Below are 24,455 nucleotides of genomic sequence, written 5' to 3'. Positions count from 1 at the left end.
GGACTTCCATGGACACCCCGCACACCCGGGATGCCGTGCCGCCGGTCGCCGCGCGGCAGCGGACCGTACGGACCCTGCACGGCGAGAGCGTCGTCGACGACTACGCGTGGATGCGCGACCGCGCCGATCCGCGCCTTGAGGCGTACCTGGTCGAGGAGCGCGCCTACTACGACCGGCACGCGCGCGCCCTGGAACCGCTGATCGACCAGCTGACGGCGGAGTCGGCCGCCCGGCGCGTGACCGGGGCCCACACCTTCACCTGGCGGGTCGGCGCCCACGAGTACTCCATCGCCGTGCCCGACGGCAGTCGGCACCCCCGCTACCTGCGGCGGGACACGCGCACGGGCCTGGAAGAAATCGTGCTTGACCTGGACGTGCTGGGCGCGGGGCGGGACTTCACGCGGATCGGGGTGTTCGAGCCCAGCCCGGACGGCACGGTCCTCGCGTACTCCGTCGACCACGAGGGCCACGAGTCGTACGAGCTGCGCTTCAGGGACCTGCGCACCGGGCAGGACCTGCCGCAACGCCGTGCCGGGACCTACTACACCGGCGCCTGGAGCGCGGACTCGGCGACGTTCCTGTACGTCGCGCACGACCACGCCATGCGCCCGTACCGGGTCCTGGCCCACCGGCTCGACGCACGGCCGGATACTGCGGACCGCGAGGTGTCGCGCGAGGACGACGAGCACTTCAACACGACCGTGCGCACCACGCGTGACCGGGCCTGGATCGTGCTCAGCCACCAGAGCCGCACCACGACCGAGGAGTTGCTGGTCCCAGCCGACCGGACCGGGGCCGCGCCCCGCGTGGTGCGCCCGCGCGAGCACGGCCGCGTCTACTTCACCGAGCACCAGAGCACGCCGTCGGGTGACCGGTTCCTGCTGCTCACGGCCTCGGGCCGCGAGGAGCGCAGGGTGCTCGCCGCACCGGCCGCCGCCCTGGCCGAGCAGCGGTGGGAGCAGCTCCTGGTGTCCGACCCCGAGGTGGCCTGGTCGCGGCTCGACGTCTTCGCCGCCGGACTGCTGCTGAGCGGCCACCGCCGGGGCACCATGGTGTTCCAGCTCGTCACCGCGGGGGGCGAGGTGCGTGAGATCGCGCCGACGACCCCGGCCGGCTGTCTGGTCTTCGAGGGGCGGCGGGACCCGACGCGGGTGCAGCTCGACCACAGGGTGGCGTACGACAGCGAGTTCATCGTGCTGACCGAGCACTCCCTGGTCGACCCGCCCCGGCACCTGCGCCTCGATCTGGGCACCGGACGGTGCACGGTCCTCGGCCAGGACACGGTGGACGCGTACGACCGGCGGCGCTACCGCACACAGCGGCTCGTCGCGAAAGGCCCGGACGGCGTCGAGGTCCCGGTGACGATCGCCCACCGCGACGACGTCGAGCCCGACTCCACGGCCGCCTGTCTGCTCTACGCGTACGGGGCCTACGAGCGACCCTGGGAACCGGTGTTCTCCGCGCCGGTGATCAGCCTCCTCGACCGCGGCTTCGTCTACGCGGTCGCGCATGTGCGCGGCGGTGGCGAACTGGGCCGCCGCGGCTGGTTCGACGGCAGCATGGACGCGAAGCGGAACTCCCACCGGGACCTGGTGACGGCCAGGTCGCGGCTCGTCGAACTCGGCTGGGCGGCCCCCGACCGCATGGTGTGCCAGGGCAGTTGCGCGGGCGGCATCGTGGTCTGCGAGGCGTACACGCAGCAGCCCGAGCTGTGGGCCGGTGTGGTCGCCGAGACCCCTGCCGCGGACATCCTCAACGTGATGCTCGACGCCGTGGCGCCACTGACCGTCAACGAGTGGGAGGAGTGGGGCGACCCCCGTGACCCCCGGACGTACCGTCTGATGCGCGAGTACGTCGCGTACGAGACGGTCAGTGACCGCCCCAGGCCGCCGCTGTACATGACCGCCTTCTTCAACGACCCCCGAGTGATGGTCGACCGTCCGGCCCGCTGGACGGCGGCGCTGCGGCGGGTCGACACGCACGGCAACCGCATCCTGCTCCGGACGGAGCTGGGGGCCGGCGGCCACCACGGCTCGACGGTCGCCGCCCGCGTGGCCAGGGGCACGGCCGAGCTGTACGCATTCGTCGTGGACGCCGGGGGCGCGGCGGCGAGGGCCGGCCGCGGCCCGGCGCGGGCCGACGCGGAGTCACCGCGGTGACGGACCCGCTGCCCGGCGGACCCGACCGGGCCGCGGCGGACGGGCAGCTCGGGCGGCGAGCCCGTGCGGTGCGCGCGGTACGTGCGGTCCTGGCCGGCGGCAGCGGGCGGCTGCTGGCCGCTACCTTGGTGCAGGCGGTCGGGCAGGGCGCCGCCATGGCCTGCAACACCGTCTTCTTCGTCACCGTCGTCGGACTCGCGCCCGCCCAGGTCGGGGTCACCAACAGTGTCGCCGCGGTGGTGTCCATGGGTGCCGCGGTGGTTGCGGGACGGGTGGTCGACCGCCGGGGCACGCGGAACGTGGCGGTGTGGTGGGGGCTGCTCGCCGCGGCCGCGGTCGCCTCGTACGCAGGGGTCGCCGACCTCACCGGGTTCGTCCTGGTGCATCTGCTGGTCGGCTTTCTGCGGGCGGGCAAGCGGGTCAGCGAGTACACCGTCGTGGGGCAGCTCGGCGCCGACTCGACGAGGCTGCGCGCGTATCAGAGAACGGTGCTCAACGCCGGTATGGCGCTGGGGACTCTTGCGGCAGCGCTCCCTCTCTACCTGGACACCCGCGCGGCCTATCTCACCGTGATCGTCTGCAACGCCGTTGCGCTGGCGGCGGGTTCCCTGCTGCTGCGCTCCCTGCCCGTGGGGAAGCCGGCCGCGGGGCCGGGGCCGAAGGTTCGCCGCAGGGCCGCGCTGCGCGACCCGCGGTACGTCGCGGTCGGGCTGCTGTGCGGCCTGATCGAGGTGCGCGACAGCATCCTCACGATGGCGCTGCCGCTGTGGGTCGCCCAGTTGCACACCCCCCGGCCCACCATCTCCGTGCTGCTCTTCCTGAACACCACGCTCGTGATCCTCTGCCAGGTCCGGGCGGCACGCGGCGCGGACACGGTGCGCGGTGCCGTCGGCACGGTCCGCCGGGGCGCTCTGGCGCTGGCCGCGGGCTGCCTGCTGATCGCGGCCGCGGTGCTGGTGTCGGGGCCCTGGTCCCTCCTCGTCCTGCTGTGCGCGGTGACCTGGTTCACCTTCGGCGAGATGTGGACGTCGGCGGGGAGCTGGACGCTCAGCTACGAACTCGCCGACCCCCGGTCGCTCGGCGACTACCAGGGTGTCTTCGGCATGGCCTCGGGGGTCGGCATGGTGGTGGGCCCGGTGGTCGCCACCACGGCCGCCGTGGCGTCCGGGGGCCGGGGCTGGCTGCTCGTCGCAGCGGGCTTCGCTCTGCTCGGCTTCAGCACCCGCGCCGTCGTCGGCAAGGCGGCGCGGGCAGGCGGTGCGGCCGAGGCGGCCGCCCTGGTTTCGAAAGGCTGACATGAAACAGCACAAGCGCATCGCGGTCCTGGTCGAGGGGGAGTGGGGGCCCCGGCCGTCGAAGACCCTGACGGGAGTACTGCGCTACCGCGCCCACGACGTGGTGACGGTCATCGAGAGCGGCTACGCGGGCCAGGACGCGGCCGAGGTCCTCGGCCTCGAAGGCGCGACTCCCATCCCTGTCGTCGCCGATCTCGCGGCGGCCCTGGAGCACGAGCCCGACGCACTGCTCCTGGCGGACGAACCCGTGGGGTCGGCCGTCGATCCGTACTGGCGTGAACAGGTGCTCACCGCGCTGGAGTCGGGACTCGACGTGGTCAGCGGTCTGCACTACCAGTTCGCCGACGACGCCGAAGCCGTCGCCGCCGCCGCCCGTACGGGGGCACGCATCCAGGACGTTCGCAGGCCGCCCCATGAGCTGTACTTCACGGACTTCGCGGCGGACGGTCGGCCGGTGGTCCACTACCGCGAGCACCGGGCGGGGTCGCACACGGTGCTCGCAGTGGGCACCGACTGCAGCAGCGGCAAGATGACGACGATGCTGGAGCTGCGGCGGGCTGCACTCGGCCGCGGACTCGCGCCCGGATTCGTGGCCACCGGCCAGGTCGGCATGATGATCTCCGGGGGCGGCGTGGCCGTCGACGGTGTCATGTCCGACTTCGTCAACAGCGTGGTGGAGCAGGTTGTGTTCGACGCCGCGCAGGAGCACGATCTCGTCCTGGTCGAAGGCCAGGGGGCCCTGAACCATCCGCGCTACTCGGCCGTCACTCTCGGGCTGCTGCACGGGGCGAGGCCGGACTCCCTGGTCCTCTGTCACGACCTGCGGCGCGAGAGCGTCGGTCTGCTGCCGGGGCACAGTCTTCCCTCGGTGCGCCGGGTCATCGAGATCAACGAGCAGGCGGCGCGATGGGTCTGGCCCGACGACGCCTGCCGGGTGGCCGGGATCTCGGTGATGTCACGCGGCCTGCCGGACGACGAGGCGCGCGACGCGATCGACCGCCTGGAGCAGGAGACCGGGCTGCCGGCGACCGATGTGCTGCGGTATGGGGCGGACCGGCTGCTGGACGCGGTACTGCCGCCCCGGTGACGCGGGCGCGACGCCGGCGCCGTCATGACACGCTTTCGCTGTCGCCGCGCTGATCGCGGTGGTGGCGGTCGCGTTCTTCCTCAGCGGGGTTGCGCCAGCGCCGGCGGACGGTGTGCTCCGGGGTGGCCCCGTGCTCCTGCCGGATGCGCAGCGTGCACCGCCGGGTGCTCGGTCTCGAACAGGGTGGAGACGTGCTCGGGCCCGATCCGTCGTGGAGGAAGCGATGCCGGCGGACGGTCGACGAAGGTGAGGTCGGTGTGCCGCGGCCCGACTGTCCTGGACTGTCGGTCAGCGGGCCGTCATGAGGGCGGTCAGGAGTTCCGCCTGGCCGCTCAGGGAGCGTGCGGTCATCAGATCGCGGACGGGGACCCGGACGCCGAGTTCGCGGGTGGCCCGGCGGGCGAGGCGGGTGGCCAGCAAGGAGTCGCCGCCCAGGTCGAAGAAGTCGGAGTGGGCGGCGAGGTCGCAGTGGCCGAGGAGTTCCGTCCACAGGCGGGTGAGGAGGGTGGTGGGGTCCTCCGGCGGGGCGGGCGCGGGCTTCGCCGCCCGCGTCAGCACGGGCTCCTGGACCGGGACGGCCTCCTCGACGACTTCGCCGGCCTTGACCAACCGTGATGCGTCCGTCGACGGCGCCGCCTCCGGGGCGATCCAGCGCGGGCCCGCGAACGGGTAGGTCGGCAGATGGACCCGGCGCCGACCGGAGGCGCACAGGGCGCGCGGGGAGAGCGGCTGGCCCCGGGTCCACAGGGTGCCGAGGGCGGTGAGGACCTCGTCGGCGGGGTGGGCCGTACGGGACGGCGAGAGCGGGACGGAGGACAGGCCGGCCGCCTCCGCGAGGGCGGACAGCACCCGGCCGGGCCCCACCTCCACCACCAGCGCGTCGGGAAGGTGGTCGGCGATCGACGCCAGGGCGTCCCCGAACCGCACGGTGCGCCGCGCCTGTTCGACGAAGAGCTGCGGCCGGATGTCGCTGTCCGCCGGGAACAGGCGCCCGGTGACATTGGCCGCGAAGGGAACGGAGGGCCTGTGGACGGTGAGGGTGGCAAGCGTGTCGGTCAGCCGGGGCAGCGCGGGTTCGACGAGCGCGCTGTGGAAGGCGCGGTCCGCGGCGAGACGGCGTACGGGGATCCGGCCCGCGAGGCGTGCCTCGAACTCGGTGACGGCCGCGACGGGACCGGCCACCACACAGCTGTCGGGGGAATTCACCGCGACCGGCTCCAGACCGGGCAGGCCTGAGACGGCGATGAGTTCGCGGACGCGTTCCTCCTCGCAGCCGAGCGCGAGCATGGCGCCCTGAGGGCACTCCTGCATGGCCTGCCCGCGAACGGTCACCAAACGGGCGGCGTCGGCGAGGTCGAAGACCCCGGCGACACAGGCCGCGGTGATCTCGCCGAGGCTGTGCCCGGCCACCGCGGCGGGGGCGACGCCGAGCGCGACGAGGGCGGTGGCGGCCGCGTACTCGAAGGCGAACAGGACGGGCTGGGCCAGCTCGGTCGCCGCCAGGTCCGGGGCGGGGGAGCCGGGGTCGTGGAGCGCGCGGCGCATCCGTTCGGCGAGCGCCGGCTCGAAGGCGGCGAGGCACTGCTCCAGCGCGGCCGGGAAGCCCGGCAGGGCCTCGGCGGCCGGCAGTGCCATGCCCGGGTACTGGGTGCCCTGCCCGGGGAAGGCGAACACGACGGGCGCGGGCCCGCCCGCGGGACGGCTGCCGCGTACGGCGGCCGTGCTCCGCGTCAGCCGCCGCGCCACCTCGGCGGTGGTACGCCCGGTCACGGCGAGCCGCTCGGGCAGTTCGGCCCGTCCCGTGGCGAGGGTGGCGGCGACGTCCGTCAGGTCCGCGCCGTCGGCCAGCCGGGCGCCCAGCCGGGCGGCCGAGCGATCCAGTGCCTCCGCGTCGGCGGCGGACAGCAGCACCAGCCGCGCACGATCGTCGGAGTCGGGCCCGGCCGGTGCGACGGGCGGCTGCTCGACGACCACGTGCACGTTGGTGCCGCCGATGCCGAAGGAGCTGACCCCTGCCCGACGCGGCTCGGGCCCCGTCCACGGACCGCACTCGGTGGGGACGTACAGCGGTGAACCGTCCGTCTCCAGCAGCGGGTTGAGGCCGGTGAACCCGGCCACCGGGGGCACCACGCCCGTCTTCACCACCAGCAGTGCCTTGATCAGGGCGGCCAGCCCTGCGGCGTTGTCGAGATGGCCGACGTTGGCCTTGACCGCCCCCACCGCGATCGAGCCCTCGGGGGCGCCCGCCCCGCTCAGCGCGGCCGAGGCCGCCGACCACTCGATGGGGTCGCCCACACGGGTGCCGGTGCCGTGCGTCTCCAGGTAGCCGATGGTGTCGCCGCCGACGTCCGCCGTGGACAGGGCGGCACGGATGACGGCCTCCTGGCCCCCGACGGACGGGGCGTAGTAACCCGCTTTCCCCGCACCGTCGTTGTTGATCGCCGTGCCGAGCACGACACCGTAGGGGTCGCCACCGTCCGCCTCCGCGTCGGCGAGCCGACGCAGCACCACGCACGCCACCCCCGCCCCGGCGACGACACCGTCGGCCTTCTCGTCGAAGGGTCGGCACTCCCCCGAGGCCGAGTGGATGCCCCCCGCCACGGCGAGGTGTCCGGCCTGCGGGTAGGGGATCCCGGCGGCGACGACGAGGGCCTGGTCGCAGTCGCCGTTCAGCAGCGACTGGACGGCCATGTGCAGGGCGACCAGGGAGGAGGAGCAGGCGGTCTGGACGGCCACCGCGGGCCCGTTCAGGTCCAGCTTGTACGACAGGAGGCTGGCCATGAAGTCGGGCTCGGTGCCGTGGATCGCGTCCTCGATGGTCAGCGCGTCCAGCTTCCCGCTCGCGACCATGGCGCGCAGATAGCCGCTGCCGCTGGCGGAGGCGAACACGGCCGTTCTCTGCGTCCCCGCCTCCCGCTCCGCGCCCCGGCCGCGCGGGGGGACGCCCGCGTCCTCCAGGGCCGCCCACGCGGCCTCCAGCATCAGCCGGTGCTGTGGGTCCATCATCTCGGCCTCGCGCGGGCTGACCCCGAACAGCACGTTCTCGAAGCGGTCGGCGTCCGGGAGATGACCGTGGACGGGTACGTAGTCGGGGTCGTCCAGCAGGTCCTTGGGCACGCCCGCGGCGAGCAGGTCGGACTTCTCGTAGCGACTGGTCAGGACCCGGCCCTCGGTCAGGGCCGTCCACCACGCGTCGAGGTCGGCGGCGCCGGGGAACCTTGCGGAGATGCCGGTGACGGCTATGTCCAGGGATCGGTCGCGAGTCATCGAAACCACCTTCCGCATCGGGGCATCTGGATAGGTTGCCAGCAATGGCAACACTATGGCAATCTCTTGCCAATCCTGGCAATCATTTGATTCGTGCCCGCACGGAGCAGTCGAGGGGGAGAGGGTGCGCTTGCGACCGAACGCCGCCTGGAGTGTGGGACGCCCATGCGCCGCGCCCGAAGAGGGCCTGCACGAGACGTTCGCCCGCCAAGCCCGCGCCCGGCCGGACGCAGTGGCCCTCGTCGGCGACGAACGCGCCATCACCTACGCGGAGTTGGACCGAACCGCCGACGCCTGGGCCGCCCGGCTCGCCGCCGCCGGCTCCGGCCCCGGCGACCTGGTCCCGGTCCTGCTGCCGCGCGGCGCCCGTCTGGTCGTCGCCCTGCTCGCGATCCTCAAGACCGGCGCCGCGTACGCGCTGCTGGACCCCGCCTGGCCCGAGCGGCGACTGAGCGACATCCACGCGCAACTCGACCCACCCCTCGCGGTGGCCGAATACGGCACCGAACTCCCCCTGGGTGGACCGTCGTTGCGGATCTGGTCACCGCCTCAAGGCCTCGTTCCCGAACTGGCACCACCGGGCTTCCGGCCCGCCCGCGTCGACGGCTCCGCCCCGGCCTGCGTCTTCTTCACCTCGGGCACGACCGGCCGCTCCAAGGGGGCCGTGACCCCGCACCGGGCGACGGCAAGGCTCTTCCCCCCGGACGGCTTCGCGTCGTTCGCCGCCGACACCGTGATGCCGCTGGCGGCGGCCGTGTCCTGGGACGCGTTCTCCCTGGAGCTGTGGTCGGTGCTCCTCAACGGCGGCACCTCTGTGATCGTCGAGGAGCCCTATCTGTCACCCACCGCGCTGCGCGCCGGTGTACCGCGGCACGGCATGAACACCGTGTGGCTCACCAGCAGCCTGTTCAACATGGTCGTGGACGAGGACCCGGACGCGTTCCACGGCCTGCGCCAGGTGCTCATCGGCGGTGAGCGGCTCTCCGTTCCCCATGTGCGCCGCTTTCTGCGCCGACATCCCGGCATCGCCCTGATCAACGGGTACGGCCCGGTCGAGTCCACCGTGTTCACCACCACGCACCGCATCACCGAGGCCGACTGCGACCGCCCCGGCGGCATCCCCCTCGGTCGTCCGGTCCCCGGTACCCGGGTGTACGTCCTGGAGCCGGACGGCACCCGCCCGTGCGCGGTGGGCGAGACGGGCGAACTGTGTGTCGCGGGGGACGGGCTGGCGCTGGGCTACCTCGGCGATCCCGTCCTGACCGAGCGGAAGTTCACCCGGATCCTGCTCGATCCGGGCGACGTCGACGGTGCCGGCGAGGATGTACGGGTCTACCGCACCGGCGACCTGGTCGCGTGGGACCCGGACGGACTGCTGCACTACCGGGGCCGGGCCGACCGGCAGGTGAAGATCCGGGGCCATCGCGTGGAACCCGCCGAGGTCGAGCGGCAGGCGGAGGAGTTGCTGCCGGGCGTACGGTCCTGCCGGGTGCTGCCCCGCCCGGACGCCTCCGGCACGAGCCTGGAACTGATCGCGTTCTGCGTGCCGCTCCGGCCGGACGACCCGCTGCCCGACGCCCTCGCCACGCTCCACGCGGCGCTCGTCCCCTACCAGCGTCCCGCGCTGCTGGTCGTCGTCGACGGCTTCCCGACCACCGACCGGGGAAAACTCGACGAGCGGGCCCTGCTCGCGCTGGCACCGGAGCCGGCCCAGCCGCCGTCCACGTCCGGCCCGGACCGGACCGAGACCGTGCCCGACCCCGTCGTACGGGCCGTCGCGGAGACCTTCGCGGCCGTGCTCGGCCGGGACTCCGTACCGCTCGACGTGCCGTTCGCCGAGCTCGGCGGGACCTCGCTCGGGGCGGGGCGGGTGTGCGCCCGGCTCGCGGCCCGGTTCGGCCGCCCCGTTCCGGTCGCGCGGTTCTACGGCCGTACGACCGTCACGGCGCTCGCGCGGTGGCTGCGGGACACGGCCGACGTGCAGGTGGCTCCCGAGCCGCCTGCCCCGGACGGCTCCACTGCGCTCACGCCCATGCAGATCGTGTACCTCACCCGCCGGCTCGTCGCCCCCACCGATCTGACCGCGCACTGTCTGCTCACCTGGACCGTCGAGGGCGAGCTGGACCGGGCGGCTCTGGGCGCCGCCGTCGACGAGGTGCACGGCCGGCACGAGGCGCTGCGCGCCGCCTATCTCGCGGATCCGGGCCCGTCGGCCGTGCTCGTGGACATCGCGCCTCCCGACGTCGAGGAGCTGGACGAGGAGCCGTCCGTCGACGCCGCGGTCCAGGCGCTGCGCGCCGAGCTGACCGACGAACTCGACTTGGCCGCGGGAGAGGTGTGGCGCACGGCGCTGGTACCGGTGGCCGGGTCCAGCACGGCGGTGTTCGGCTGCGTGGTGCACCACATCGCCTTCGACGGCTGGTCGGAGTCGGTGCTCGCCCGCGACCTGAGCACGGCCTACACCGCCGCGCTGCCCGGTGCGGGAGCGCGGGCCGCCATGCTGTCCGCCGCCGGCCCGCGCCCCGTTCCCCCGTCGCTGCGTCAGCTGCACACGGAACGCACCCTGCGCCGGGCCCTCGCCGACCCCGACGCCCACCGCGCATACCTGGTGGACGAACTGACCGCCGTGCCGGAACTGCGCTGGCCACCGGGCCCGCCCGAGACCACGACCGACAGCGGGCCCGCGCTGATGGTGGCCCGGGTCCCGGTGCCCGGACTCGGTGCGGTCGACGCGCTGGCCGCCGAGTGCGGGGTGAGCCGGTTCGTCGTGTTGCTCGCCCTGTGGGCGCGAAGCGTCGCGGAGGTAACCGGACAGCAGGACTTCGCGGTCGGTGTCCCGGTCGCGCAGCGCGACGCGGCGGGGCTGGAGGACGTCGTCGGGTGCCACATCACCATGCTGTGCCTGCGACTGCGCGGTACAGCCCTCGACGGCGGCGCGGCCGCCGTACGCGAGACCGGCGGGATCGTCACCCGCGCCTTCGCCGCGCAGGAGGTTCCCTTGGGGGAGGTCCTCACTCTCGTCGACCCGCCCCGCACCGGCCGGCCCCCGCTGTACCAGGCCCTCTTCGCGCTCCAGGACAACCCCACCCCGGACCTCGAACTCCCCGGTCTGCGCAGCGCGTTCCTGCGCCAGCCCTACCCGGATCTGCCCCTCGAACTGCACACCGAGTGCTGGCCGGACGGCACGGGCGGGCTGCGCGTGGAGACGACGTTCCGCCCGGAGGCCGTACCGCCCGCCGTGGCCCGCGAGATCACCGAACACTTCTCCGACCAGCTGGACCGGCTGGACCGAACGGACCGGCTCAACTCCGGAAGGGCACCGTCATGACGGCGACCGCCGTATCGCCCGAACACCCCCTCTCCCGTATCGCCGACCCCGAACTGCACGTCAGCGGCGACCCGCACGCGCTGTGGCGCTGGATGCGGGAGTTCTCCCCTGTGCACCGGCACGAGGCCGGGGAACTGCCCGCCTTCTGGTCGCTCACCAAGTATGAGGACATCCGGTCCGTCTACCGCGACCCGGGCGACTTCAGCTCGGCCCGTGGGGTGCTGCTGCGCCCGGCCCGGCTCGGCGACGACCCCGGAGGCGGACTGACCCTCGCCCTGTCCGACCCGCCGCGCCACAAGGAGTTGCGGTCCCTCATGGCGGACTGGTTCAGCACCCGTGCCGTGCGCATGCTGGAGGACTCCATCCGGACAGCGGCGCGTACGGCCGTCGCGCGCGCCCTCGACGAGGGCGGCTGCGACTTCGTCCACCTCGCCGGACGGTTCTCGCACTCCGTCATCTGCGGGATCATCGGCATCCCCGAGCGGGACCACGAGGACGTCTACCGGTGGTGCGAGGAGGCGTTCTCCGCGCACACCTCGCTGGCCGCGCACCCGCAGCTCATGGAGTACTTCATGGAGCTGCTCTACGACCGCATGGCCGAACCCGCCGACGACCTGGTGAGCGCCCTGGTCAACGGGACCGTCCACGGCGAGCTGCTGAGCGAGCACGAGGCGCTGCTCAACTGCGAAAACATCATCGGCGCCACGGAGAACGGCCGGCTCGCCCTGATCGGCGGCATGCTCGCCTTCCTCCAGCACCCCGACCAGTGGCACCGGCTGCGCCGGGACCGCGCGCTGCTGCCCGACGCGGTGGAGGAGATCGTGCGCTGGACCTCCAGCGCGACGCACAGCATGCGGACCGCCACCCGGCCCCGCGTCATCCGGGGCGAGCGGATCGAGGCCGGTGACCGGGTCGTGCTGTGGCTGCCCTCGGCCAACCGGGACGAGGACATCTTCGAGGATCCGTACCGCTTCGACATCGCCCGCCGCCCCAACCGGCACATCGCCCTGGCCTCCGGTGAGCACTTCTGCATCGGCAGCACACTGGCCCGTGCCGAGATGCGAGCTCTGTTCACGGCACTCCTCGACTCGACGGGCGTGATCGAACAGGCGGGTCCCGTCACTCGCGTGCGGTCGAACGCCGTCAACGGACCCGCGGCACTGCCCGTACGCCTGACTCCAAGAACGACGCCGGGAGACGGAGGATTCTCATGACCACCAGGCGCACCACCCTCACCCACATCTCACACCCGCCGGGCGTCCACCCGAGCGACGGCTACACCCATGTGGTGACCGGGCCGGGCCGCGTGGCCGCCGTGGCCGGCCAGATGCCGTTCGACGAGAACGGCGAGCTGGTCGGCGAGGGCGACCCGGCCGCGCAGACCCGGCAGATCTTCGAGAACATGCGAGGCTGTCTGGCCGCCGCCGGACTCACCTTCGACGACATCATCAAGCTCACCTGCTACGTGACGGACATCGCCCACGTACCGGCCTTCCTCGCCGCGCGCGACGAGTTCATCGACACCACGCGGCCACCTGCGAGCACCGTGGTCCAGGTGGTGGCGCTCTACCGCCCTGACCTGCTGCTCGAAGTCGACGCCCTGGCGCTGGCCGGCGCGGACACGGCCGACTGACGGTTCCCCCTCCCCTCAGCGCTCTTCCACCGCGTACCTCAGGAGCACCATGACCATCACTCCCGAACATCCACGCCCAGATGTGGCAGAGGGAGGAGTGGGCGGTCCGCCGCCCTTCGATCCCGAGCTGGCGACACCTCTGCGTGCCGTCCTCGACGACCTGCCGATGCCGTTGACGCCCGAACTCGTCGCCGACCGGCGGCGCAGGTCGGCCGCCGGCCGACTGACCGATGCCGACATCCGGCGCGGCGGACGGTTCGAGATCGAGGAGCGTACGGTCCCCGGGCCGCCCGGCGCGCCCGACCTGCCCCTGATCATCTGCCGTCCGACGGCCGCGCCGGGGCCGCACCCGGTGATCTACCACACCCACGGCGGCGGCATGGTCGCCGGCAGCCACCGCAGTACGGAGCTGGCCGGTGAGCTGGACCGGGCCCAGGAGCTGGACCTGGCCGTGGTATCCGTCGACTACCGGCTCGCCCCGGAACACCCCGACCCCCACCCGGTGGAGGACTGCTACGCCGGCCTCACCTGGCTCGCCCGTAACGCCACGGACCTCGGGCTGGACCCGGACCGGATCGTCCTGAGCGGAAACAGCGCCGGCGGCGCGCTCGCGGCAGGGCTCGCGCTGCTCGCCCGGGACCGCCGAGGCCCCCGGCCGCGGGGTCAGTTGCTCCAGTTCCCGATGCTGGACGACCGGTGCGAGACGTTCTCGCACACACAGATGGAACACGTCGGGCTCTGGGACGGCGCGTCCAACCGGGTGGGCTGGACCGCGCTGCTCGGCGCACGGCGCGGCACCGAGGACGTCTCGTACTACGCGGCCCCGGCGCGGGCCCGGGCCCTGTCCGGGCTGCCGCCGGCGTTCATCGAGGTCGGCTCGGTGGAGGCGCTGCGGGACGAGGGCGTCGCATACGCCGACCGCATCTGGCGGGCGGGCGGACAGGCCGAACTTCACGTCTGGTCCGGTGCCTTCCACAGCTTCGACGAGTGGGTCCCGAAGGCCGCGATCTCCCGCGCGGCACACGGGGCCCGGGTGTCCTGGCTACGACGCATACTGGCAACGACGCAGGGACGGAACACCCGCTGACTCCGGCTTCCACCTCATTCGCTGCCGGTCGGCGGGGGAACCCACTGCCCTCCGGCATCGACATCGAGCGGCGCTCGCACGCCCGGCTGGGGTCAGCGCGCCGAGCGGCCCGTCGAGGCCGGCGAACTGGGCCGCGCCGGACTGGCCACGGCCGGTCGCCGACCCGGTTCCGGCAATCCCGGTAACCACAACAAAACGGCCCGTCGAATTTCTGGCGGGTCGTCAAGGCGTGTGCTGTTGTCGCCTTACGCCTCCGTCCTGCGCACCTGGCTCACGTCCTCCAGGCATTCGGCGAGGATCCGCCAGATCTCGGCGGCCAGGTCGATGTTGGACTGCTGCTGGGCCTGCTCACCGAGTTCCTTCAGGTGGCGGATGCCCTCTTGCTCGCGGCCCTCCAGGATCATCAGCCGGCTGTCGAGGATGCGCAGCCGCACCTGGTCCCGGTAGGTCACCAGCAGCTCGTCACGGTTGAGCTCGTCGTACAGCTGCCGTGCGTCCGTGTACCGGCCCTCGTGGAAGGCGAGGTGGGTCTGGAGGGTGAGCAACTCCTGGCGGAGCACGTCCGTGCCGATGAGTGCGAGGGCGTCGGCCGCCTCCTGGAGACACTCCCGGCCGCGCTCGGTCCGCGGCGGCGTGCTCTGCAGGTGCAGGGACGCGGCGGCCAGCCGCAGCCGCGCCCACAACGTCAGGTCGACGCCGCTGTCCAGTTCCTTCATGGCCCGCTCGAGGCAGTTCCGGGCGCCCTCGTGGTCGCCCTGCCGGAACCGCACGGTGGCGGCCGACCACAGTGCCTCGGTGGCCAGCGTGTCCAACCGTCCCGCCACCAGGTCGACCAGTTCGTCGACGTGCGCCCGGGCATCGGGCAGCCGACCCGCCTCGGCCTCCACGGAGACGAGCGTCAGCAGCGCGCCCCCGGTGTCCGGGACGGCGAGTGCGGCACCCTTGGCCAGTTGGTAGGCGTGGAGTGCGAGGTCCAGCGCCCGCGACACCTCACCCGTCGACCTCAGGGAACGGGCGAGGTGGAAGCGGGCTCTGCACTGGAGTTCGGGCAGGGCGAGTTTGTCGGCCACTTGCACCAGTTCCTCCAGGCACGTCAGCTCCTCGGCCCGCTCGCCGCGACGCTGCCGGTATCGCGAGATGTGCCACAGGGCTTGCCAGCGCAGGAACAGGTTCTCCTCCCGCACTTGGGCGAGTACGGCGATGAGGTTCTCGCTGCTCTCGTCGCTCTCCGTGGAGATGGCGAGGGAGAGCGCCTGGGCCAGAGAGCCTCCACTTGGCGGTGTGTCAAAAGCCGAGCGCTCGACCCCGAGTACCTGGACGAGGTAGTTGACCACGCGTTCCGTGGGTTGCCTCCCGCCCGACTCAAGACGGGACAGGTACCCGGTGGAAATCTCCTTGCCGGCCAGCGCGGCCTGCGAAAGATCGCGCTCGAGGCGCAGTTCCTTGAGGCGTCGTCCGAAAGCTGGCTGATCAAGCATATAAGTCTCACTATTCAGATGCACGGATGCGGCACAGTACACCGCTCAGCCTCCCCCGCGACGCTCGGTGAGCGGCCAATGTGCTGAAGGTGCTACTTGGTCTCAGTGTAGGGAAACGTCAACTGATCAGGCAAGTAACTTGCCAGCTTCAATTGTCAACCAATTTTAGCTACCTCGCCGATGGCAATCGCTTACTTGCCAAAGTATGGCAATGTATTGCCAGGCGCGACCTGGGCGGGCTACGTTGGTGTCGCCCCGCTGGGCTGGATCCTTGAAAGACCCCCCCACCTGCAGCTTCTTGAATGGATTCGAACATGTTCAGGCGTTTTCGTGCGGCATCCGCAGCAGCTCTCTCCGTCCTGGCTCTGAGCACCTCGATCGCCTCTTGGCACCAGGGCATAGATTGGCCCAAGCAGCAGACGTCGATCGTTGCCTTAGCTTCCGATGGCGGGATTGACTGGCCGTAGCACGGGCTGGAGCGGTCGTGCCGCCTCGCCCGTGGGCACGGCACGTGGGCCGCGGCGTCTCTTTTGCCTCACCGGGCACGTAGGGCGCCGGGCGGCACGTAGCCCTGGTTGGCGCACAATCAAGTAGTTGATTGGCCGCTCGGCACTCCTTGCCCTTGCTTGGCCGTCCTTTCCGCGCCCTCTGCGCATCTCCTGCGGCTGCCTCGGTGTCCCGTTCCCGTGACGGCCGGCTTCTCATGTACTGCCGAGCGACCTGGTCCTCGTGCCCCCTTCCGCACCCGTTCCGCTGGGGCACGCCCGGACGCCGTCCACCGGCTCCCCTCACCCCACCCCCTACCCGAGCGAGAATGGACGCTTCGCCATGACTTCGCACCGCTCACCACCGAGCCGGCCCTGCGTCCGAGCCCCGAGTAGCTCGACCGGCTCGGATACCTGATCCTGCCGTGCTTCCTTCCCACCGACCCGGTGTCGGGGTGCCCGGCGAGGCCGACCGCTGGTTAGCCGAAGGGCTGCGCGCAGTCGATCGCCTCGCCGGGCACCCCGGGCAAGCCCTGGCGCCATGACTACGGGGTAACGGGCCACAGGCCGATCGCGCCCACGCGGTGATCCACCCGCTGCACTACTTGGACAGCGTCGACGCCGGCACGCATTTTGCACACCGACCAGCTGTCCGGTGAGGCGTCACGTCGTCGACGCCGATGGCCGCGGGCCCAGCCGTCCACCGGGCGGATTCGCATCTGCTGGCCGGTCCGGAGCGTTCACGCAGCACCTGGACCCGGGCCGTGAGTCGGAGCTTGAGGCATGGATCGCGGGCGCGGCGGCCGAGACGGCGGAGCCGACCGGGCTGTGGGACGTGGTGCCGGACGGCTGGTCGATGCCGGCTGCCCGGGCCGACGCCGACATCATCCTCGACCAGACGCGTCCGGGCTCCGTGACTGCCCGAGATCTGGGGCTGGTCGGTCATCCGTCGGCTCGACGGCACCACTCCGCCCGCCACCCGCCGACGCCCGGAGGGTGTGGTGTCGGGGCGGCCCTGTCCATTGCCCTCGTCCAACTCCCCTACGACAGAGCTCCCCGTGCGCGGTGACATCCGTGCACGGGGAGCTCCTTTCCTCCTGCCGCGAGCGAGTTTCCAAGCTCTTGCCAAGATTGGCAACCTTGCGCCAAACTCTTGTCTGAAGGTTCCCGGTCCCCTCGACGGAGCACCGGGAAGCCAGACGACTTCGCAGGAGGAGCAAGTATGGGTGCCCCGAAGTTCAGCATCGTGATTCCGTACAAGCAGCGCCTGGACAACATCAAGCTCGCCTTCGCCGCCCTCGCCGAACAGACCATGGACCGTTCGGAGTTCGAAGTCATCATCGGTGCGCTGGAGAACTCGCCGGAATTCGCCTCCGTGTGCGAGGAGTTCTCGGACCGGCTCAACATCGTCACGGTGATGTCGGGCGTCGACTGGAATCTCTGCCACGCCAGGAACCTGGCGCTGCGGCAGGTGTCCGGGCAGGTCCTCGTCGTTCTGGACGCGGACATGGTCGTGCCTTCGCGATTCCTGGAGAACCTGTACACCCGGTACTTCCAGCACGGGCAGAAGATCTGCGTGGTGGGGCAGATGATCGGCTACAACGACGTCGTCAGGCGTGACGTGGAGGCCGTCGAGGTCCGCCCGTTCAGCGACTACCGAGAGGTGCTCGCGGAGCTGGAAACGGAGGGCAACGTCCAGCTTGACTACCGCTGGACTCCCGAGTACGCGTCGGCTTTCGCTCGTTTCCCCTGGGTCTACGCCTGTGGTGCCCTCGTCGCCGTCCCCGCGGCGATCGTCAAGGAGCACGGCCTCACCTACGAGGAGGGCTTCCGCGGCTGGGGGCCCGAGGACCAGGAGTGGGCTCGCCGGGTCTCACTCACGGGCACGCCCATCGTGCTGGGTGAAGGCGTCTACGGCGTGCACCTGCCGCACCCACGCAACCAGGTGGACCAGTCCGAGACGGAGATCATCAACTGGCGGTTCTACCTCTCCAAGTGGCCGGTCCTGGACGTGGAGATGGCCATCGCGTACGACCAGCTCGATGCGGACCGGCTCTATCCGGACGCCGCGCGTGAAGTGGCCGCCGCCGTGCCCGCAGACGGGCAGCAGATGGGTGTCGTGCGTGGCACGATCAACGGCCGCAGTGTCCTCGTGGTGGGCGCCGCCATCGACACCGAGTCGCACACTCCCGCCCCCTGGATCAGCACGATGTTCGACGAGCACACCTCTCGCGAGGTTCTCCCGCTGGCCGGGCTCGCCCTGCCCTACACCGACCAGAGCATCGACGAGTGCCGCGTTCTGGCCCCTGTCCTCGAGCTGAGCACGCAGTTCCGCGACACCGTCCTTCAGGAAGCCGAGCGTGTCGCTGTGAAGGTCGTGGCTCCGGAAGCCGAAGCGCTGCGCTGAGACCGCTCCACCGGCGACCGCGCCGGACCGTCGCAGGCCGGGGAGGGCACGAGACTGTCATCCCCGGCCCGCCCGCGCGGGCTGACAGTCGTGAACTCCAACAACGCACTCGGGAAGATGAGGCGGCATGACCGTGACGCAGACGGTGGACGGCGCGGGAGAGGCGGTACACAGCAGTTTCAGGTTGGCGCTCGACCGCAGGTTCATAGCGTTGGTGTGCGCCACGGCGGTTCCTGTGACGCTGCAGTCCCTCATGTCTTCGTCCAGGACAATCGTTGACGCGCTTTTCGTATCGCACCTGGGTACCGATGAGATAGCCGCCATCGGCTATTCCACCCGCGTCATCTTCATCGTCCTCATGGCCATGCTGGGAACGGCCAATGGCGGCGCGGTCATCGTCGCACAGTTCTGGGGCAGCGGCAGTGCGCGGAAAGCCCGCCAGGCCACGACGTTGACCGTTGTGATCGCCGGCGCGATCGCTGTGGTCGTCTGCACCGCCTGCTTCGTCTGGGCGACGGAGATCATGGCGGTGGGCACGGAGAATTCCCGCGTGATATCGCTGGGTACCGAATACATCAGAACTGTGATTCCGATGATCATTCCCTTCGCCGTGATATCGGTGCTGGCCGCGAGTCTGCGAAGCCTGGGGCAGGCGAAGACGGCTATGAATCTCGCCTTGATCGGCCTGTTCCTCCATGTGGCTCTGGCATACGGTCTTGTCTTCGGAAACTGGGGAATGCCCGAACTGCGACTGGCCGGGGCGGCCTGGGCAACCGTCATCAGCACCTACGCGGAATTCCTTCTGTTCATCGTGTATCTGTACGGAAGGCGCCATCCCATGGCCTTCCGCATCCGGGACCTCCGCGAGGGTGTCGGCAACGGAATCCTGCAGAAGATCTGGCGTGTCGGCCTTCCGGTGTCCCTGGGTTCGATGTCGTGGGCGATCGGAATCTTCTGCTACAGCGCCATCGTCGGTCGGGCCGGCACACAGGAGCTGGCGGTTCTGTCGATGATCAATCCGATCGAGGACACCGCCGTGTGCTTCGCGAACGGTGTGGCCACGGCGGCGGCGGTGCTCATCGGGAACAGAATCGGGGAAGGCGCCGACGAAGAGCGCACATGGTGCATGAGCAAGGCCCTGTTGATCTGGAGCACGGCTGTCGCGGCCGTATGCAGTCTGCTCCTGCTGTTGACCAGCTTCTGGGTGGGGAAGATCTACGGGGAAATCGACGGCGAGACGATCGGCGTCGCGCGGGACACCGCCGCGGTCTTGGCATTCGTGTTCATTTTCCGGATGACATGCATGACTCTTCAGAACGGTCTCCTGAGGGCCGGGGGAGACACGGTCTACATTTTGAGGGCGGATCTGGGCTGCCAGTGGCTGATCGCCATTCCGCTGACATTCATGGCTGCGCTCGTATGGGATCTCCCGTTCCCGCTTGTCTTTGTCGCCATCAACAGCGAGGAAATAGTGAAGGCCGTCATCAGCGGCTATCGCGTTTATCGCCGCAAGTGGGTTAAGAGGCTCGTCGAAACCGCAACGAGCTGAACAAGAGGACTCGTCCCCGCTGATTACGTGCACGCTCGGCGCCGCGCGGCCGAACTCCTCATCCGGGTCAGCGGGGGGTGCCTCTACGTCCTTCGTCGAGCGAGGCGTGGGGGCTTCATACCGGGGTGTATGGCTGTGCCGCTTCCGGCTGGGCCATGCAGCCGAGCTGTTTCCGTTGGCGCATCACTCCATCGACTCCAGAATGCGATTGAGGGTCCGGAGCCCCATGCTGCTCATCGTCGGATTGCTCTCGACGTAGTACCAGACAACACCCATCGCCTGTTCGAACGCCCATGCCTTGCCGCGCTCCCACTCCAAATCGTCACAGGCCAGTGTCCGCCGGAGCACTTCCCGCGGGCCTGACTCCAACAGGTGCCAGGCACTGACCAGATCCAGCGCGGGGTCGGCCGGGCCGAAGCCGCCGGTGTCGAGTACGCCGCTGAGCCGGTCTCCCGCGACCAGTACATTGCCGGGAATCAAGTCACCATGGCTCATCACGTCGGCACCCGTACGTGGCAACCCCCGAAAGTGGCTCCACAACTCGCGCAGCCGGGGCACGTCGAGCAGCCCCTCACTCTCCTCGAAGCACTTTGCCATCCAATCGTCGTGGTCGGTGAGAACGCCGCCACGATTTTCGCCGCTGAAGAGCCGCCCTCGCGTCTCGGCGCCTCGCAGGGCTGCGATGAAGGCCGCGAGGTCCTCGGCAAAAGGGTCCGACCCACTGGGGTCGGCATCAAAGGCGACCGTTCCCGGCAGCCATGTCTGGACCGACCACGGCATGGGGTAACCGGCTCCAGGCTTTCCCAAGGCGACGGGTTCCGGGACGGGGAACCGAGACACCTGTGCCAGCTCCGCGCTCGCCTGGGCTTCCTGCTCCAGAACCGCCAGCGCCCCGGCGGCATCGACCAGACGCAGTGGAAAACGCGCGGAGAGGTCGTTCCCGATGCGGAAGATGGCGTGGACCGTCCCGGTCGATGCCATGAGTTGGATCGCCTTGCCGCTCCACTGAGGGAATTGCTCTTGGATCAAGGTCGCAACGATTTCGGTGGTCACGTCCACCTGGTCATCGTGCATGGTCATTCTCGCAGGCCTTCCACTAGTCGCATTCGTAACGCCAAAGCAGACCGGATCAGCTGGGATTCCCGGCCGCCCAAGTGTCTGAAACGTTCCGGTCGCCCAGGTCGCAGACGCGGCCGCCGCATCGCCGCGGCCGGCGGTGCGGGCATCCCAGCTCGATCTCCCACCATGACAGAGCAGGCACATATGTTGCCAACTAAGGCAATGAATGGCAACGTCGGGAGCGGCCGTCCCCTGTTCACCCAGCGGAGCGCGGTCGGTGCCAGTTGTTGAGCCGGAAGATTTCAAGTCCAGTGAGACGGTCGTGACCCCATGAGGTTGTGGTGCGGGTTCGCGGCACTTGGCCGGGTCGTTGATCCAGGCGGTCTGAGGTATATGGGGTGGTTGGGGGCGGCTGCCGAAGTGTTCGGGGTGGCGGGCGCATGCCTCAGCGAGCTTCGGCCGTCAGAGGACCCCAATGCTGCACCTGCGGTTTCCTGGGCCTTGGTGCCGGTGAGGGCCGCAGCCTGCGGTAGGGGGTGGCCCGCGCCCGTCCGGTCAGCCGGCACGCGGCGGTGATGTCCAGTGAGTCCTCGACACCGGCAAAGGCATCGTCGGTGACAGGTTCGGCGGCGTGCGTCAGTCCGCGCTCTCGGAGATCTCTCCAAGAGCGCGGAAGCTTTCCCATGCCCTCCAACGCGGCCTTGTTCCGGGCCGGTTCCCTCTCCAGACGCTCCACTTGGCGGCGCAGTTTCTCGTTCTTCGCCTCGGCGCCAGACTTCTTCGGCCTCGCCGGGCTGGTGCGCTGATCGACAGCTCCCGGCAGGTGCCGCGCCAGGTGTTCTTGGTGTGGGCCCGGGCGTTGTCGGTCAGGACCCGCTCGACGGTGATGCCGTGTGCGGCGAACCAGGCCGTTGCTCGTCGTAGGAAGGCCGCGCAGGTGGCGGCCCTCTCGTCGGGCGGGTCTTCGGTGCAGGCCAGGCGAGAGTGGTCGTCCAGGGCGGTGTGCAGGTAGGCCGCCGCCGTCGGGGATACGGCCGAGCTTGGTCACGTCGATGTGGAGCAGTTCGCCGGGCCGGAAGCGCTCTAAGAACCCCTAACGGAAAGCCCTCGTGCCGCCTTCCGTTTCCTGGTGGCTCGGTCCGGCCGCGTATGCCAGCGGAGGTGCGATTGCTTGCGCATCCGCCCCTTCGCCGACCCACAGGGCGATGAACAGCGCGGCGGTTGCTTCCAGGAGTCCTGCCCGTTCGAGACCGCCTCCAGCAACGGGTTTGCAGCCCACGTCCTGCACCAACTCGCGTACACGCGCGACGGCCGTCTCGTCGTCCCCGCAGATGGGCACGGCCAGCGGTCGCCCGTCGAAGACGGGCGGCCACATGCGCCACACGTCCTCGTGGCAGAGGTTGAAAGCCTTGACCACGTGGGCTCCCGGTGCCGCCGCGGCAAGTTGCTGCGCGGCTGAGGGGCCTCCTTCCGTCAGCAGCCGGAAGCCCGGGCCGACCGGGTTGGAGCAGTCGAGCAGCACCCTTCCATCCAGGGCTGCGTGCAGTTCTCGTGCCACGTCTGCTCCCGCACGGAAGGGCAGCGCGGCCAGTACCACCTGACCGGACTCGGCCGCCGCGCGCAGACTGGCAGGCTCTACGCTGCCTCCGATGCGCGTCGCGAGCCGCTCCGCCTTGTGTGCGTCCCGCCCTCCGATGGTCACCTGGTGCCCGGCCCGCACCCAGTGGGTGGCGAGCGCGTCGGCCATGTTGCCCGTTCCCAGTACGCCGATTCTCATCACGCGTTCCCCCTCCGTGCCTGCTTTGACGGTTCGTACCGACGCTAGAAGGCGGTTCGGGCACCATTTGGTACGTGACGACCGACGCCTTCCTCGCCGACTGCCGCGCCCGCCTCGCCTTCGACCTGCTCTCCAACACCTGGAACGCCGTGGTGCTCTGGGCGCTGCGTGACGGCCCCAGGCGCCCGGTCGAACTGCGGGAGCGGATCGGGGGCATCAGCTCCAAGGTCCTCACCGAGACTCTGCGGCGGCTGCAGTTCAACGGACTGGTCGATCGGCAGGCACACCCCGACGCATCATCACGGGTCGAGTACCAGCTCACCGCTCTGGGACGGACCTTGTTGGCGCCCATCGACGCCGTCGGCGCATGGGCCTTCGAGTACGGCGATGAGGTTATGGCCGCCCAGGAAGCAGCATGCGCTCCCGACCCGCAGTCCGCTCGTTCAACTTGTTAGAGGGGTCAACAGCGTGAGCGCAGACGTCGCCAGCAGATGAGTGCACACCCCAGGGTGAGAAATGCTTCGTGGATGTCGTCGCGGATCTCCCAGCGGATCCGCAGGCGGCGGAACCAGTGCAGGTGGGCGAACGCGCGTTCCACGAGCCAACGTTGAGTGCCCAGACCGGAGCCGTGCTCGGTGCCGCGGCGGGCGATCAGCGGCTTCACACCGAGATCCCTGACCATGCGGCGGTACTTGTCGTGATCGTAGCCGCGGTCGCCCAACACCACGTCCGGCCTGCGCCGAGGCCGGCCTTACTTGCTCCGCACCGGCGGCACCGCTTCGAGCAACGGGATGAGCTGGGTGACATCGTTCGGGTGCCACCGGTCAGGGTGGCGGCGAGCGGGATTCCGGTGGCGTCGGTGATCAGGTGGTGCTTGCTGCCGGTTCTGCCACGGTCAACTGGGCTTCGGCCCGTCTTGGCCCCCCCTTCAACGCCCGGATGTGGGAGCCGTCGACGGCCGCTCGGGAGAAGTCCAGGGCGTTCGCGCTGCGGAGCTTGGCGAGGAGGAACTCGTGCAGCCGGGGCCACACCTCGGCCTCGGACCACTCGGCCAGGCGGCGCCAGCAGGTCATGCCCGAGCCGAAGCCAAGTTCCTGCGGCAGATGCTCCCAGGAGATCCCGGTATGCAGGACAAACAAGATTCCCTGGAAGACCAGCCGGTCTGGATGCCGCTTGCGTCCCGGGTGCCGGGTCCGACGCTCGACCTTGGGCAGCACCGGCTCGATCACCGCCCATAGCGCGTCGTCGACTTCCCACGGCTTCGGCCGCGCCACCCCCACACCCCCGGTTCATCAGTCCCGGAGTGATCCAACCTCCTCGAAGATCATTTCGTTAGGGGTTCTAAGCGGCGTACGGGCTCGCCGGTGGCCCGATCGGTGCGGCCAGAGCGGGCACGTGGTGACGGCCGCAGGATGCCGTCAGCGGTGGAGGCGGCACTGCCGCATCGGGCGGCCAGAGGCACCGGTCCGTTGCGATGCTCGCGGCGCAGGCGCACGACCCGTTCCTCGGTGTCTGCACCCGATGCCCAGGAGGCCTCTCATCCGCGTGTGCCGGCGGCGCTGTCGCTACGTTGATAGATGTGTCGGGAACGACGGCCGCTTGGGACGTGGCGGCGGCGCAGGCTGTGCACGCGTCTGCGAGGAGCCACAGCCGTCCGCCTTGCTCGCGTGCGAGCACGAGCCGAATGGGCCAGCGCAGCCGCGCTCCTGGCATTGGCAGATACGAAGGAGCGCGGGGAGGAGATCGCGGCGAGCGTGTCGCGCCAGGTACGACCTCGGCGTACGGCCTGGCGACACAAAATCGCACGGCTCGACTGACGTGCCGACGTCCAGCCCGCGTGGGGA

At 70.5% G+C, this 24,455-nt stretch carries 14 protein-coding genes and 2 pseudogenes; 10 read left to right on the top strand and 6 right to left on the bottom strand.

The window, feature by feature from the left end; all coding sequences use genetic code 11:
* Positions 1–8 precede the first annotated feature (8 nt).
* The 3 genes from OHU35_RS02290 to OHU35_RS02280 are packed head-to-tail and all read left to right on the top strand — an operon-like array spanning position 9 to position 4,541.
* Positions 9–2,159 (top strand): prolyl oligopeptidase family serine peptidase, encoded by a 2,151-nt coding sequence (locus OHU35_RS02290; RefSeq protein ID WP_405504382.1) that lies wholly within the window; start codon positions 9–11, stop codon positions 2,157–2,159.
* Complete coding sequence (locus OHU35_RS02285) at positions 2,156–3,454, top strand: MFS transporter (RefSeq protein ID WP_359894624.1); 1,299 nt, start codon at positions 2,156–2,158, stop codon at positions 3,452–3,454. The genes OHU35_RS02290 and OHU35_RS02285 overlap by 4 nt, the downstream gene beginning before the upstream one ends.
* Before the next feature lies 1 nt (position 3,455).
* A complete protein-coding gene (locus OHU35_RS02280; RefSeq protein WP_405504381.1) occupies positions 3,456–4,541 on the top strand; it encodes a DUF1611 domain-containing protein in 1,086 nt (361 codons plus the stop codon).
* Positions 4,542–4,829: 288 nt separating this feature from the next.
* Here OHU35_RS02280 and OHU35_RS02275 read toward each other — a convergent pair whose 3' ends face one another.
* Positions 4,830–7,808, bottom strand: a complete 2,979-nt coding sequence (locus OHU35_RS02275; protein ID WP_405504380.1) for a type I polyketide synthase — start codon at positions 7,806–7,808, stop codon at positions 4,830–4,832.
* A gap of 130 nt (positions 7,809–7,938) precedes the next feature.
* On the opposite strand from OHU35_RS02275, the gene OHU35_RS02270 reads away from it, so the two are divergent.
* The 4 genes from OHU35_RS02270 to OHU35_RS02255 are packed head-to-tail and all read left to right on the top strand — an operon-like array spanning position 7,939 to position 13,856.
* On the top strand, positions 7,939–11,136 hold the full coding sequence (locus tag OHU35_RS02270; RefSeq protein ID WP_405504378.1) for an amino acid adenylation domain-containing protein: 3,198 nt from the start codon (positions 7,939–7,941) through the stop codon (positions 11,134–11,136).
* On the top strand, positions 11,133–12,350 hold the full coding sequence (locus tag OHU35_RS02265) for a cytochrome P450 (protein ID WP_405504377.1): 1,218 nt from the start codon (positions 11,133–11,135) through the stop codon (positions 12,348–12,350). Before OHU35_RS02270 ends, OHU35_RS02265 begins: the two co-directional genes overlap by 4 nt.
* A complete protein-coding gene (locus OHU35_RS02260) occupies positions 12,347–12,769 on the top strand; it encodes a RidA family protein (protein ID WP_189725274.1) in 423 nt (140 codons plus the stop codon). The genes OHU35_RS02265 and OHU35_RS02260 overlap by 4 nt, the downstream gene beginning before the upstream one ends.
* Before the next feature lie 49 nt (positions 12,770–12,818).
* On the top strand, positions 12,819–13,856 hold the full coding sequence (locus OHU35_RS02255; RefSeq protein WP_189725275.1) for an alpha/beta hydrolase: 1,038 nt from the start codon (positions 12,819–12,821) through the stop codon (positions 13,854–13,856).
* A gap of 245 nt (positions 13,857–14,101) precedes the next feature.
* On the opposite strand, the gene OHU35_RS02250 is transcribed toward OHU35_RS02255, so the two are convergent.
* Positions 14,102–15,334, bottom strand: a complete 1,233-nt coding sequence (locus OHU35_RS02250; RefSeq protein ID WP_405504374.1) for a helix-turn-helix domain-containing protein — start codon at positions 15,332–15,334, stop codon at positions 14,102–14,104.
* Positions 15,335–17,041: 1,707 nt separating this feature from the next.
* Between OHU35_RS02250 and OHU35_RS02245 the strand changes: the two genes are divergently transcribed.
* Positions 17,042–18,226, top strand: a complete 1,185-nt coding sequence (locus tag OHU35_RS02245; RefSeq protein ID WP_189725277.1) for a glycosyltransferase family 2 protein — start codon at positions 17,042–17,044, stop codon at positions 18,224–18,226.
* A 127-nt stretch (positions 18,227–18,353) separates the two neighbouring features.
* Positions 18,354–19,775 (top strand): MATE family efflux transporter, encoded by a 1,422-nt coding sequence (locus OHU35_RS02240; protein WP_189725278.1) that lies wholly within the window; start codon positions 18,354–18,356, stop codon positions 19,773–19,775.
* Between the two features lie 183 nt (positions 19,776–19,958).
* On the opposite strand, the gene OHU35_RS02235 is transcribed toward OHU35_RS02240, so the two are convergent.
* The 3 genes and pseudogenes from OHU35_RS02235 to OHU35_RS02225 form a co-directional block, all read right to left on the bottom strand.
* Positions 19,959–20,855, bottom strand: coding sequence for an aminoglycoside phosphotransferase family protein (locus OHU35_RS02235; RefSeq protein WP_405504371.1), 897 nt, complete (start codon positions 20,853–20,855; stop codon positions 19,959–19,961).
* Positions 20,856–21,680: 825 nt separating this feature from the next.
* Positions 21,681–21,918 (bottom strand): annotated as a pseudogene (locus tag OHU35_RS02230) (DDE-type integrase/transposase/recombinase); the annotation flags it as partial.
* A gap of 9 nt (positions 21,919–21,927) precedes the next feature.
* Entirely contained in the window at positions 21,928–22,611 is a 684-nt protein-coding gene (locus tag OHU35_RS02225) for an NAD(P)-binding domain-containing protein (protein WP_359894606.1), read from the bottom strand.
* Between the two features lie 74 nt (positions 22,612–22,685).
* Between OHU35_RS02225 and OHU35_RS02220 the strand changes: the two genes are divergently transcribed.
* Positions 22,686–23,066, top strand: coding sequence for a helix-turn-helix domain-containing protein (locus OHU35_RS02220; protein WP_359894605.1), 381 nt, complete (start codon positions 22,686–22,688; stop codon positions 23,064–23,066).
* A gap of 5 nt (positions 23,067–23,071) precedes the next feature.
* Here OHU35_RS02220 and OHU35_RS02215 read toward each other — a convergent pair.
* Positions 23,072–23,885: pseudogene (locus OHU35_RS02215) on the bottom strand (IS5 family transposase).
* Between the last annotated feature and the right edge of the window lie 570 nt (positions 23,886–24,455).

This window comes from Streptomyces purpurascens, assembly GCF_045040895.1.
GTDB classification, from domain to species: domain Bacteria; phylum Actinomycetota; class Actinomycetes; order Streptomycetales; family Streptomycetaceae; genus Streptomyces; species Streptomyces purpurascens.
Note: the sequence above shows the minus strand (reverse complement) of the source record. Positions and strands in the feature narration are given on the sequence as shown.

What these genes read in the sequence shown, in the direction of transcription:
- OHU35_RS02235 (WP_405504371.1), bottom strand. Translation starts at nt 20,855, where the DNA reads ATGACCATGCACGATGACCAGGTGGACGTGACCACCGAAATCGTTGCG.
- OHU35_RS02245 (WP_189725277.1), top strand. Translation starts at nt 17,042, where the DNA reads ATGGGTGCCCCGAAGTTCAGCATCGTGATTCCGTACAAGCAGCGCCTG.
- OHU35_RS02275 (WP_405504380.1), bottom strand. Translation starts at nt 7,808, where the DNA reads ATGACTCGCGACCGATCCCTGGACATAGCCGTCACCGGCATCTCCGCA.
- OHU35_RS02225 (WP_359894606.1), bottom strand. Translation starts at nt 22,611, where the DNA reads ATGAGAATCGGCGTACTGGGAACGGGCAACATGGCCGACGCGCTCGCC.
- OHU35_RS02290 (WP_405504382.1), top strand. Translation starts at nt 9, where the DNA reads ATGGACACCCCGCACACCCGGGATGCCGTGCCGCCGGTCGCCGCGCGG.
- OHU35_RS02250 (WP_405504374.1), bottom strand. Translation starts at nt 15,334, where the DNA reads ATGCTTGATCAGCCAGCTTTCGGACGACGCCTCAAGGAACTGCGCCTC.
- OHU35_RS02260 (WP_189725274.1), top strand. Translation starts at nt 12,347, where the DNA reads ATGACCACCAGGCGCACCACCCTCACCCACATCTCACACCCGCCGGGC.
- OHU35_RS02265 (WP_405504377.1), top strand. Translation starts at nt 11,133, where the DNA reads ATGACGGCGACCGCCGTATCGCCCGAACACCCCCTCTCCCGTATCGCC.
- OHU35_RS02255 (WP_189725275.1), top strand. Translation starts at nt 12,819, where the DNA reads ATGACCATCACTCCCGAACATCCACGCCCAGATGTGGCAGAGGGAGGA.
- OHU35_RS02240 (WP_189725278.1), top strand. Translation starts at nt 18,354, where the DNA reads ATGACCGTGACGCAGACGGTGGACGGCGCGGGAGAGGCGGTACACAGC.
- OHU35_RS02280 (WP_405504381.1), top strand. Translation starts at nt 3,456, where the DNA reads ATGAAACAGCACAAGCGCATCGCGGTCCTGGTCGAGGGGGAGTGGGGG.